This is a genomic window from Bradyrhizobium sp. Rc2d (assembly GCF_900099855.1).
In the GTDB taxonomy this organism is placed as follows: domain Bacteria; phylum Pseudomonadota; class Alphaproteobacteria; order Rhizobiales; family Xanthobacteraceae; genus Bradyrhizobium.
In genome coordinates this window covers 66,749-78,004 of the sequence record NZ_FNCU01000043.1, presented here as the reverse complement: position 1 = coordinate 78,004, position 11,256 = coordinate 66,749, and the positions used below count along the sequence as shown (strand labels likewise).

The window sequence follows — 11,256 nt, the reverse complement described above, 5'->3', positions numbered from 1 at the left end:
AATCGCCTGGCTTTGCGCCGTTGAAGATCTTGTCGATGAAGGCTGCGAGCTGGAAATAGAGGTCAGGATAGTTTACGGCGTAGGCGATCAGTCCCCCGGCTTCGACGAACTCGCGGGCTGGGAAGACAGTGGGCACACGGTTGCGGGCTACCCATTCAACGATCATTTGTTGATGCATTTGGGTGAGACCGTCTGCCCCAACGACGAGGCCGTCGATATGCCGTCGCATCACCAGTTCGAATGCGTGGCTCAGGTCACCCTCGCTCCGCACGTCAAGAAGCTCAGCCTCGAGACCCAGCAAGCGTGCCGCTATCTTTGTCTCTTCCCATTCGGCTGGGACAGCTGGATTGCCCATGTTGTGAAGCAACCCAACTCGCGTGAGGCCAGGAACCAGTTCTTTGAGAACCTGAACCCGTTTCGCTGTCAGTTCGGTGCTGAAAGTAATCACCCCCGTGATGTTGCCGGTCGGCCGCGCGAAGCTCGTTACGATCGCACCGGGGCCGCCCATTGTCATCATGACTACTGGAATCGTTCCGGTCGCGTTCTGAACCGCCGTGGTGGCAGGAGTGCATCTCGCCAGGATCAGGTCGACTTTGAGGCCAACCAATTCTGATGCGAGATCCGGAAACCGCTCGGCCCGACCGTCGGCCGACCGATACTCGATGATCAAGTTGCTTCCTTCGAAGTAACCGAAATCGCGCAGACCTTTGCGCAGAGCCTCGAGGTTGGCGGCGTTCCGTGCCGCCGGTATTGGCTCCAGAATCCCGACGCGATAGACCTTCCCGCCTCGCTGCGCACGCGCTGCGAGCGGCCAAGCCGCCGCGCCGCCGAGCAGCATGATGCATGAGCGCCGGTTCACTCCCGGTCCCTCCGTGCTTCCGACTGGAAGCATAACACACCTCCGCTACAGCAGGAGACTGCTGCGCTGCGGGATTTCGATGCTGCCTATGTCGCAGATGGGTCAATCGCGTCGATTGGGGCGCGTTCTCGGCACGTCCGGTCTGGCCTCAACGGCTGACATGCCGAGCGCGATCCAGTCACTAGACCATCAGCTTCCATGACCAGTAGATACCTATCGCCATCTGGACGGCGAACGCGGCGAAGCGGAGACTTACTGCTATCGGACTGTTCGACGCGAGATGGATAATCGACTGCACAATCCTTGCGCCGAGAAACCAAAACGCTAGAGGGTCTGTAACATCCGTTCTTGATACCATCATCGCAATCGCCAACAAGCCGCCGAAAATCGGTAGACCTTCGATGCAATTCGCGTGAGCCCGTGCGAGGCGCTGCATGAAGGGCGATAGTCCGGAGTTATCCGGCGTGAAGGCGTTGGCCGCAACCTTTCCAGTCACGACGAGATACGTTCGGATGGTTTCCATCACGACCAGCAGAAGCAGCGCCCACGAGACGAAGCCTGCCAGTGCATAGCCCGTGTTGGACATGTCCCCTCCCAAGTCATTCCTGCCCTTTGTTCATTTGTAGCCGATCCTGTCCGAACAAGACAAACAGGACTCCTCTCCTCCTGTCCTGCGTCGGGTCCACCTGCTGACAAAGTCGCGGAATCCGAAACGACGGACGGAGTTGACGGCGGCCCCCGGGAGGCGTCGGCAACACACCCCGTCAAGCCATCGCCGCGAAAATATTTCACTTTTCCGAATTTCGGATTTATGGCATACACCACGCATCCCGGCCTTGCCAAAGGGGCGTTCGCGACCGTCACTAGACGCGGGCTGGGTGGCGGTGGACGCGGCAGCGCCGGCGCGGATCAGCGGGATGACGGGGCGGGCAACCGTGAGTCGTCACGCTGGCGCGGTACGACACGGCGCCGTAACAGCGGTCTCGTTGATGCCGGGGGCGAGCACACGCAAGCCTCCAGGCATTCAGGCGGGACCGTCCGCGGACGGAGAAGTCGTGTGGTCCTGACGCCCGGGGTCTGTGCGTCAAGGCTTGCGGTGATGTGGCGGCCCGACCGGGCGCGCGCATCAGCCATCTGCAAGACGACGGGGGCAATAGTGCATCGCTCCCCGGGGAGAGCACGAAGGACACCGTTAAAACCATCCGCGCAGGGAAGGCCGGGCGTTCGGCCAACCCGTGGTCCACCGTGGCGAACGGACATGCGGGTGCCGCCGGCGCCCGGTCTTCCCTGCGCCCTTCGGCTTCCAAAGGGCGATGAGATCAAAGCAAGACTCGGGCGAAACGCGCCGCGGGAGCGCAGAGCTATGCCCCTTCGGTCTCGGTGCGCAGGCCCGTGATCTTACCGACAGTCGCACTGCTTTTCGCGCGCGCCCCGGAATGTTAGATTGATGCCATTGCCTTGAGGAATTTTGATGCGCGCGAGGATTTTCAATCGCGTTTTGGGGCTGGCAGCGCTGGTTGCGGCTACGCTCGCCGCCGCAACGCATCCGGCATCTGCCGAGAAGCGCATCGCGCTCGTCATCGGCAACTCCGCCTACAAGAACATCACGCCGCTCGACAATCCGTCCAAGGATGCGAGCCTGATGGCGGAGACGCTCGGTGCACTTGGCTTCGCGCTGGTCGGCGGTCGCGCCCAGCTCGATCTCGACAAGGGCGCGATGGACATCGCGGTGCAGAGTTTTGGCCGCCAGGTGCAGGGCGCCGATGTCGCGCTGTTCTATTATGCCGGCCACGGCGTGCAGGTCTCGGGCTCCAACTATCTCGTGCCTGTCGGCGCCAATCCGACCCGCGAGGCCGACGTCGATTTCCAGATGACCGACGTCAATCTCGTGCTGCGGCAGATGCAGGGGTCCGGCACGCGCCTCAACCTCGTGATCTTGGACGCCTGCCGCAACAACCCGTTTGGCTCACGCGGCCTGCGATCATCCGATGGCGGCCTGGCGCAGATGCGCGCCCCCGAGGGCACGCTGATCTCCTACGCGACGCAGCCCGGCAACGTCGCCCAGGACGGCAGCGACGGACACAGCCCCTATACGAAAGCCCTCGCCACGACGATCCGGGTCGCGGGCCTCGACGTGTTCCAGACCTTCAACCAGGTCGGCCTCGCGGTGAAGCGCGCCACATCGGGCGCGCAGCAGCCCTGGGTGTCGTCCTCGCCGATCGACGGCACCTTCTATTTCGTGCCGCCGACGCAAGCCGCCCCGCCGCCCCAGGTCGCCGCGATGCAGCCCGATCCGCTGCCGGCGGAGCGCCTGCGCGCCGATCCCGACCGCGTCCCCTTACACGATGCCGCGCTGCTCAGCGAATTGAGCGAGCGGCTCTACGAGCTCAATTTCGATCCTGATACGTCCGACGGCCTGACGCGCGCGATCACAAAACTCCAGCAGCGGATCTCCATGGCGCCGACGGGCGAAGCGACCGAAGGCCTGCTGCTGCGGATGCGCAAGATGGAGGATCTGAAGCCCTGGGGCTCGATCGTCTACGGACCCGATGGCAACAAATGGGGGATGTCCTGGAATCACGCCTCGCGGCGCGCGGCGGTGGCGGATGCGCGCGGCAATTGCGCCGGCACCAAATGCCCGATCGAGCTCTCGTTCTATGGCAGAAGCTGCGGCGCGTTCGCCATTTCCGACAAGTCCTGGTCGCTGGTCCAGCGCGACAGCGTGCAGCGCGCGAAAGACGCCGCGCTTGACGAATGCGGCAAGGCTGGCAAAGCTTGCCGCATTATCGGGTCCGTCTGCGCCGACGGCTCCGGCCGCTGAATGCATTTTCGTTTGGATTGTTTGGTCATGCCCAATACCGTCACCGCTACGATTGCCCTCGCCTTTCTCCTCACCGTCGCCTCATCGTCCGCCTTCGCGCAGTCGGGCAGCGCCGGCGGCTCGATCGGCAATGACGAGAAGTCGCTGTCTGGCTCGCGCCAGGATCGTTCTTCAGAGCGCTCGACCGAGCCCGCTCCGTCCGCGCGCCGGAGCAAGCCGGCCGCCGAGGAGCCGCGCGCGTCGCGGCGCAGTGGCGGCGGTGGAGGTGGCGGAGGCTTTGACGGCGCCTGGATGGTCACCAGCATCGGCTGCGGCGGCTCCACGTCCGGCGCGGTCGTCGTCTCCTCGGGCAAGGTCATCGGCCAAGGCGTCACCGGTACCGTCAGCCCGAACGGCGCAGTCAGAACGGTCGGTCAAGGCGAGGGCGTGACCTTCACAGGCTCCGGCCGTCTCGGGGGCCGCAGCGGTTCCGGAACCTGGCGCCGCTCCGATGGCTGCGGCGGAACCTGGAGTTCGGCGAAACAGTAACGACGTGAAAAGGCCCGATTTCGCCGCGGAACCAACGCGCCGCAGGCCCGATTCAAGCCACATCCTCTCCGGATTTGCGGCTCATTGCCACCCAAGTCTTTGATGACAAAGGGATGGTTAAGAGTTGCGTCATGCGTAACCGGGAGACCAGGATGGGCAACCGCACCGCAAAGTTCATATCCGCGCTAGTCGGCAGCATCATTGCTGGCGCGCCATTGGCCGCCGTGTCGCAGAACGCGCAGACCGCACCGAGCACGGCCGACGCGGCCGCCGCGGACTGCCTCGCCTCGCCGAAGGGCGCCGCGCCGCAGGGGCAGCACTGGTACTATCGCCTCGAGCGCTCGACCAAGCGGAAATGCTGGTATCTGCGCGCTGCCGGCGACAAGGACGGCGCGAAATCCGTGCAGAGTGCGCAGGCCACGAGCGATACGCCGACGGCGCCGGCGCAGCAGCCGCAGCAACAGCACCCGGTGCAGGATGCGCGCGCCGAATATCTGACAGCGCGGAGCGGTGTCGCCCCCCAAACACCAAACGCAGTTGCGCAGGCCGCAGCCGCGACCCCGGCGCAACCATCTGCGGACCAGACCGCTGACAGCAACGCGCAACAATCCGCGGGCGACACGCCCTGGCCCGATGTCTCCACGGCGTCCGCGCCGCCCGCGCCACAGCCGGCGCCTGCCGCGGTCACGGCAGCCGCGCAGCCGAGCGCAAAGCCGTCAAAATCCCCTGCCCCGGCGGCGCTCGCCGTGGCAGACAGCAGCGCCGACAAACCGGCCGGCTCGGTCCAGATGTTGATGCTCGTGATCGGCGGTGCGCTGGCGCTCGCCGGTATCCTCGCCAGCCTCATCTACCGCTTCGCCGGCGCGCGCACGCGCGTCCGCGTCCAGTCCGCCGAGCGTCACGGCTATTGGAACGATTGGGAGACGCAGAACCAGCACGCAAGCCGCGCGCCCTGGCGCGATGCAACGCCGGCCGTTGCGCCGCGCTCGCAGCCGGCGCACCCGATCGACTTCGATGCCGCACGTCCACAAGCGGCAAAACAAGTGACAAAACTTGCCGCGATTGGCCGCGAGATCGATCTGATCGACGCGCGCAAGCGGCGCGCTGCGGTCCCTGCCGCAGAACCCGACGAGATCAAGCCGGCCGAGGTCGAGATCAAGTTGTTCGATCGGGCTGCTGCGCCCAAGCTGGTCACCAACGAGATTGGCGAGGATCGCGATGAGGCGCCGGCAGGCCGCGACCAGGATGCGGTCGACGTCGACGTCATCACGACGATGCTGGAGCAGCTGGCGAAGGAAGGGCCGCGCCTGTCGCGGCCTAACCTTGAAGCTGACCTTGCAAAGTTCGCACGAAGCCTACGAGGCCAATCCGCCGCTCGCGCTTGAGGCGCTCGGCCTTCAGGATCGACTGTACCTCGGCGAAGGCCTGGTCGACGTCGTGGTTGATGACGATGTAGTCGTACTCGGCCCAGTGGCTCATCTCGTGGCTGGCGCGGCTCATCCGCTTGCGGATCACCGCGTCGGAATCCTGCGCGCGCGAGTGCAGGCGCTTTTCGAGATCGGCCGCCGAGGGCGGCAGGATGAACACGCTGACGACGTCGGCGCGCGCCTTTTCGCGTAGCTGCTGCGTGCCCTGCCAGTCGATGTCGAACAGCACGTCCTGCCCCGCCGAGAGCGCCGCCTCGACCGGGCCACGCGGCGTGCCGTAGCTGTTGTCGAACACCGTCGCCCATTCCAGGAGCTCGCCGGCCTTCACCATCGCTTCGAACGTCGGCTTGTCGACGAACGAATAATCCTTGCCGTTGACCTCGCCCGGCCGCATCTCGCGCGTGGTCGCCGAGACCGACATTTTCAAGCCGGGCATCCGCTCGATCAGGAGACGCGACAGCGTCGTCTTGCCCGCGCCCGAGGGCGAGGACAGCACGAACATCAATCCGCGGCGCTCGACACCGTCAGTCCCGTGACCGCCCGTCGTCATCGATCACTCCAGATTCTGGACCTGCTCGCGGAACTGCTCGACCACGTTCTTCATGGCGAGTCCCGTATTGGTGAGCTCGATGTCGTTCGACTTCGAGCAGCAGGTGTTGACCTCGCGGTGAAACTCCTGCGCCAGGAAATCGAGCTTGCGGCCGATCGGACCGCCCTTGCCGATCAGCTCGCGCGCCTGCGCAATGTGCGAGGCGATGCGGTCGAGCTCCTCGCGGATGTCGGCCTTGGTTGCGATCAGGATCGCCTCCTGCATCAGGCGATCGGCATCGAAACGATCGGAGGTGTCGAGCAGGCTCGCGATCTGCTCAGTGAGCTTCGCCTTGATCGCCTCCGGTTTGCGGCCGGGCGCAGCCTCGGCTTTCTTCGTCAGTTGCTCGATCTCGTCGACCCGCTGGGTCAGGATCTGCCCCAGCGAGGTGCCCTCGCGCTTGCGCATCTCGACGAGATCGGCGAGCGCCTTGTCGAACGCCTCCACTGCGGCGGCGCGCGCGGCCTTGTCCTCCTCTTCGTCGCCCTCGGGCTCGGCGACCTCGACGACGCCCTTGATGGCGAGCAGGCCATCGATGCTCGGCGCGACCGCGTCGACCTTGCCGGAGATCAGTGCGGCCGCCTTCAGTACGGCGTTGAGCACGTCCTCGTTGACGCGGACGGTAGCGGCGGCGTTGGTGCGCTTGACGTTGAGATTGGCGTAGACGGTGCCGCGCGACAACAGCTCACCGGCGCGCTTCTTGGCGTGGGCCTCGAGCTCGTCGAACCCCTGCGGCAGCCGCACCCTGAGGTCAAAGCCCTTGGCATTGACCGACTTCAATTCCCATTCGAACGTGTACGGCCCGCTTGCGCCGTGGCTTCGGGCAAAGCCGGTCATGGACGACAGCGCCATCGGTTGAAATTCTCCAGAAACACGGGATTCGCGAGGCCATCAAGCCACGCGAATCTTAAGACTATTTTGCCGGAAAGTGGAATCCGCAATGTCCGCGGGCAGGTCTGCGCCAACCTAGCGCTGGACCACCGGCGGCGAGGTCTGCACCGCGCCCTGCCGGGCCGGAGCGGGACCTGCAGGCCGTGATGGTTGCTTTTTCTGCTGGTTGGGCCGCGCCGGCGTGGTCGCGGTCGGCGGATCTGTGGCGGCCGGCGCAGCATTGGCCGGTGGCTGCGCGTCCTCGGCAGGCTCGACCGTGTCGTTCTGGATCTGCTTCTCCATCGCGCGGAGTTTCGCGACGTTCTTCTGGTGCGCGTCGTAGGTCTCGGTGAAAGCGTGCCCGCCAGTGCCGTCCGCGACGAAATAGAGATCGCGGGTGCGGGCCGGGTTGGCGGCGGCCTCGAGCGAGGCGCGGCCCGGATTGGAGATCGGTCCCGGCGGCAGGCCTTCGATCACATAGGTGTTGTAAGGCGATGGCTGCGTGATCTCGCTGCGCTTGATCGGACGGCCCAGCGTGCCCTTCCCGCCGACGAGGCCATAGATGATGGTGGGATCGGACTGCAGCTTGATCCTCTGCTTCAGGCGATTGACGAACACGGCAGCGACGCGGCTGCGCTCGTCCGGCTTGCCGGTCTCCTTTTCGACGATGGACGCCAGCGTCACCAGCTGCTCCGGCGTCTTCACCGGAATGTCCTGGCTGCGGCGCTCCCAGATCTCGGCCAGCACGCGCTTGTGCGCCTGCTGCATGCGCTGGATCACCTGCTCGCGCGTGGTGCCGCGCGGGAACTTGTAGGTCTCCGGCAACAACGTGCCCTCGCGCGGCAGCTCGCGCACGCTGCCGGTGAAGATGTCGTTGTCGGACAGCCGCGCCACGATCTGCTCGGAGGTCAGGCCTTCCGGGATCGTCACGGCATGCTGCACCACCTTGCCCTCGACGATGGTGGCGATGACGTCGCGCAAGGATGCGTTCTTCTGGAACGAATACTCACCGGGCTTGAGGTCCGAACTCGCCTTCAGCGCGGCGACGCTGGCGATGAACACCCACGGATTGATGTCGGTGACGCCTTCCCGGTTCAACGTCTCGGCGATGTCGCGCTTGCCCGCGCGCTGCGGGATGTTGACGATCTTGTCTTCCCTAAGCGGCCCGGGTGCTTCCAACACCTGCCGGCCGTAATAATAGACCCCGCCGGCGCCGAGCATGGCAATCAACACCAGGGTGATGATGGCGTTGCCGACCACCACGAAGGGATTGCGCGCGCGTTCCGATCGCTTCGGCGGCGGCGGGACCTGCTCGGGCTCGAGCGCTGCCCGCGGACTCCGGGGCGAAATGGGCGGCCTTTCACTCATCGAAGCAACCTGAATCCTGCCGGTTCAATCGCGGCCTGACAATCACCTTGCCGAGCCAAATGCACGCGCCCACTTCTATGACTATCGCCGAATACGGCAAAACGGTGGATTCGTCTCAAACGCAAACTAACTGGCCAAACGCCGGACGATCACCGACGCATTGGTGCCGCCAAAACCAAAAGAGTTCGACAATGCGACGTTGACCTCACGCTTCTTCGCCTTGTGCGGCACGAGATCGATCGCGGTCTCGACTGACGGATTGTCGAGGTTGATGGTGGGCGGCACGACATTATCGCGAATCGCGAGAATGGCGAAGATCGCTTCGATCGCACCGGCCGCGCCGAGGAGATGACCGGTCGACGACTTGGTCGAGGACATCGCGACCTTGGAGGCGGCATTGCCCAGCAGGCGCTCCACCGCACCAAGCTCGATCTCGTCGCCGAGCGGTGTCGAGGTGCCGTGCGCATTGATGTAGTCGAGATCGGATGCCGTGAGACCGGCGCGCTTGAGCGCTGCCGACATGCTGCGGAAGCCGCCATCGCCGTCGGGCGACGGTGAGGTGATGTGATAAGCATCGCCGGAGAGGCCGTAGCCGATCACCTCGGCGTAGATCTTCGCGCCACGGCGCCTGGCGTGCTCGAGCTCCTCGAGCACCAGGACGCCGGCGCCCTCGCCCATCACGAAGCCGTCGCGGTCCTTGTCATAGGGACGCGAAGCCTTCTCGGGCGTCTCGTTGAAACCAGTCGATAGCGCGCGCGCGGCATTGAAGCCGGCAATGCCGATGCGGCAGATCGGCGATTCCGCGCCGCCGGCCACCATGACGTCGGCGTCGCCGAGCGCGATCAGGCGGGCGGCATCGCCGACCGCATGCGCGCCGGTCGAGCAGGCCGTGACCACCGAATGGTTCGGTCCCTTCAGCCCGTGCGCGATCGAGACATAGCCGGAGGCGAGATTGATCAGGCGTCCCGGAATGAAGAACGGCGACACTCGGCGCGGTCCGCGCTCCTTGAGCAGGATCGCCGTATCGGCAATGCCGTTGAGGCCGCCGATGCCCGACCCGATCATGGTGCCGGTCGCGCACTTGTCCTCTTCAGTCTCGGGATGCCAGTTGGCGTCGTCGAGCGCCTGGCCGGCTGCGGCCATGCCGAAGATGATGAAGTCGTCGACCTTGCGCTGGTCTTTCGGCTCCATCCACTTGTCGGGATTGAAGGTGTCGTTCGAACCGTCGCCGCGCACGACCGTGCAGGCGATCTTGGTCTGGAGATCGGAGACGTCGAAGCTCGCGATCCTGCGCGCACCGCTCTCGCCGTTGAGGATGCGTTTCCAGGTCGGTTCGACGCCACAGCCGAGTGGCGAGACCATGCCAAGACCCGTGACGACAACCCGCCTCATATCCGAAAACTCCGCATCGAAAGATTCACGGCCAATAACAAGAAACCGGCTGGCCGCTACGAAGCGGCCCGTCCGGTTTCAATGTTGTCCCCGCGAAAATGAAGAGCCTTAGCTCTTCGCGTTCTTCTCGAGAAACTTCGTGGCATCGCCGACGGTGAGAATCGTTTCCGCAGCGTCGTCCGGAATCTCGCAACCGAATTCCTCTTCGAACGCCATCACCAGCTCGACGGTGTCCAGACTGTCGGCGCCGAGGTCATCGATGAAGCTCGCGTTGTCGACAACCTTCTCGGGTTCAACACCAAGGTGTTCGACCACGATCTTCTTAACCCGCTCGCCAATGTCACTCATTGCTTAACCTCGTGTTGTTCCCTGTAGACCCGACCCCCCGGGACGATACGAGCCGTCGTGGTCGTGTTACTTGCCTTCGCTTACGAACTTTGATTTGGCCCCATCCTAACCGATACAGGGCCCGGCGAACGACGGCCAAGGCTCCGCATCGCCAATATACAGGGTTTCAAAAACCTGCAATGGCGTTCTTTGCCCATCCGTTGAAGGTCCGGTTATCATACTTCAATTGCCTTGACTACAAGCCTCATTTCGCTCCGGAAACGGCCGTTTGCCGCATCCCGCGCCGCCATGTGGGCAGTGCGGAATGAGGGCTTAGATCATAGCCATGCCGCCGTTGACGTGGATGGTCTGGCCGGTGACGTAGGCTGCTTCGTTCGAACTCAGGTACACGGCGGCCGCCGCGATGTCCTCGGGCGTGCCCAGACGGGCAGCCGGAACCTTGGTCAGAATCGTTTCGCGCTGCTTGTCGTTGAGCGCATCCGTCATCGGCGTCTTGATGAAGCCTGGCGCGATGCAATTGGCGGTCACGCCGCGCTTGGCGTATTCGGCACCGAGCGTCTTGATCATGCCGATCAGGCCCGCCTTCGAGGCGGTGTAATTGCCCTGTCCGGGATTGCCGGTGACGCCGACCACCGAGGTGATGGCGATGATGCGGCCGAAGCGCTTGCGCATCATCAGCTTGGTGGCGGCGCGTGCCAGGCGGAAGGTCGCGGTCAGATTGACGTTGATGACCTCCTCCCAATCCTCGTCACGGAGTTGCACGAAGAGATTGTCGCGGGTGATGCCGGCATTGGCGATGAGGATGTCGACCTGTCCCATCGCGGCTTCCGCAGCGGGCACCAGCGCTTCGACCTCATCGGCCTTGGAGAGATTGCAGGGCAACACAAAGGCGCGCTCGCCGAGCTTGCCGGCAAGCTCATCCAGCACTTCCTTGCGCGTTCCGGAAATCGCAACGGTGGCGCCCTGCGCGTGCAGCGCCAGCGCGATCGCGCCGCCGATACCGCCGGTCGCGCCGGTGACGAGCGCCTTCCTGCCAGTCAGATCGAACATCGAT

General features: G+C 64.5%; 11 protein-coding genes. 3 read left to right on the top strand and 8 right to left on the bottom strand.

Going from position 1 to position 11,256, the window contains the following annotated elements:
* Both BLV07_RS35285 and BLV07_RS35280 read right to left on the bottom strand, forming a co-directional pair.
* A partial coding sequence (locus BLV07_RS35285) for an ABC transporter substrate-binding protein (protein WP_176945961.1) occupies nt 1–859 on the bottom strand: 859 nt, incomplete at its 3' end.
* 181 nt (nt 860–1,040) lie between these two features.
* Nucleotides 1,041–1,445, bottom strand: a complete 405-nt coding sequence (locus tag BLV07_RS35280) for an MAPEG family protein (RefSeq protein ID WP_091895064.1) — start codon at nt 1,443–1,445, stop codon at nt 1,041–1,043.
* 885 nt (nt 1,446–2,330) lie between these two features.
* On the opposite strand from BLV07_RS35280, the gene BLV07_RS35275 reads away from it, so the two are divergent.
* The 3 genes from BLV07_RS35275 (at nt 2,331) to BLV07_RS35265 (ending at nt 5,593) form a co-directional block, all read left to right on the top strand.
* Complete coding sequence (locus BLV07_RS35275; protein WP_091895060.1) at nt 2,331–3,680, top strand: caspase family protein; 1,350 nt, start codon at nt 2,331–2,333, stop codon at nt 3,678–3,680.
* Nucleotides 3,681–3,707: 27 nt separating this feature from the next.
* Nucleotides 3,708–4,208: a hypothetical protein gene (locus BLV07_RS35270; RefSeq protein WP_091895059.1), complete on the top strand. Its 501-nt coding sequence runs from the start codon at nt 3,708–3,710 to the stop codon at nt 4,206–4,208.
* Between the two features lie 152 nt (nt 4,209–4,360).
* Nucleotides 4,361–5,593, top strand: a complete 1,233-nt coding sequence (locus tag BLV07_RS35265) for a hypothetical protein (RefSeq protein WP_176945960.1) — start codon at nt 4,361–4,363, stop codon at nt 5,591–5,593.
* On the opposite strand, the gene gmk is transcribed toward BLV07_RS35265, so the two are convergent.
* The 6 genes from gmk to fabG all read right to left on the bottom strand — a co-directional run bounded on the left by gmk (nt 5,526) and on the right by fabG (nt 11,252).
* On the bottom strand, nt 5,526–6,185 hold the full coding sequence (gene gmk, locus BLV07_RS35260) for a guanylate kinase (protein WP_091895057.1): 660 nt from the start codon (nt 6,183–6,185) through the stop codon (nt 5,526–5,528). The genes BLV07_RS35265 and gmk overlap by 68 nt on opposite strands.
* Nucleotides 6,186–6,188: 3 nt before the next feature.
* The gene (locus tag BLV07_RS35255) at nt 6,189–7,076 is read right to left on the bottom strand and encodes a YicC/YloC family endoribonuclease (protein WP_091895056.1); all 888 of its coding nucleotides are present in this window, start codon (nt 7,074–7,076) and stop codon (nt 6,189–6,191) included.
* Between the two features lie 114 nt (nt 7,077–7,190).
* Nucleotides 7,191–8,462, bottom strand: coding sequence for an endolytic transglycosylase MltG (gene mltG, locus BLV07_RS35250; RefSeq protein WP_091895055.1), 1,272 nt, complete (start codon nt 8,460–8,462; stop codon nt 7,191–7,193).
* A 126-nt stretch (nt 8,463–8,588) separates the two neighbouring features.
* Complete coding sequence (gene fabF, locus BLV07_RS35245; RefSeq protein ID WP_091895053.1) at nt 8,589–9,854, bottom strand: beta-ketoacyl-ACP synthase II; 1,266 nt, start codon at nt 9,852–9,854, stop codon at nt 8,589–8,591.
* A gap of 108 nt (nt 9,855–9,962) precedes the next feature.
* Nucleotides 9,963–10,202: an acyl carrier protein gene (locus tag BLV07_RS35240; protein WP_008551805.1), complete on the bottom strand. Its 240-nt coding sequence runs from the start codon at nt 10,200–10,202 to the stop codon at nt 9,963–9,965.
* A gap of 312 nt (nt 10,203–10,514) precedes the next feature.
* Nucleotides 10,515–11,252: a 3-oxoacyl-[acyl-carrier-protein] reductase gene (gene fabG, locus BLV07_RS35235; protein WP_091895051.1), complete on the bottom strand. Its 738-nt coding sequence runs from the start codon at nt 11,250–11,252 to the stop codon at nt 10,515–10,517.
* Between the last annotated feature and the right edge of the window lie 4 nt (nt 11,253–11,256).

Excerpts from the sequence above, each read along its gene's own strand:
- BLV07_RS35255 (WP_091895056.1), bottom strand. The coding sequence starts at position 7,076 with ATGGCGCTGTCGTCCATGACCGGCTTTGCCCGAAGCCACGGCGCAAGC.
- BLV07_RS35275 (WP_091895060.1), top strand. The coding sequence starts at position 2,331 with ATGCGCGCGAGGATTTTCAATCGCGTTTTGGGGCTGGCAGCGCTGGTT.
- BLV07_RS35265 (WP_176945960.1), top strand. The coding sequence starts at position 4,361 with ATGGGCAACCGCACCGCAAAGTTCATATCCGCGCTAGTCGGCAGCATC.
- fabG (WP_091895051.1), bottom strand. The coding sequence starts at position 11,252 with ATGTTCGATCTGACTGGCAGGAAGGCGCTCGTCACCGGCGCGACCGGC.
- gmk (WP_091895057.1), bottom strand. The coding sequence starts at position 6,185 with ATGACGACGGGCGGTCACGGGACTGACGGTGTCGAGCGCCGCGGATTG.
- BLV07_RS35240 (WP_008551805.1), bottom strand. The coding sequence starts at position 10,202 with ATGAGTGACATTGGCGAGCGGGTTAAGAAGATCGTGGTCGAACACCTT.
- fabF (WP_091895053.1), bottom strand. The coding sequence starts at position 9,854 with ATGAGGCGGGTTGTCGTCACGGGTCTTGGCATGGTCTCGCCACTCGGC.
- BLV07_RS35270 (WP_091895059.1), top strand. The coding sequence starts at position 3,708 with ATGCCCAATACCGTCACCGCTACGATTGCCCTCGCCTTTCTCCTCACC.
- BLV07_RS35280 (WP_091895064.1), bottom strand. The coding sequence starts at position 1,445 with ATGTCCAACACGGGCTATGCACTGGCAGGCTTCGTCTCGTGGGCGCTG.
- mltG (WP_091895055.1), bottom strand. The coding sequence starts at position 8,462 with ATGAGTGAAAGGCCGCCCATTTCGCCCCGGAGTCCGCGGGCAGCGCTC.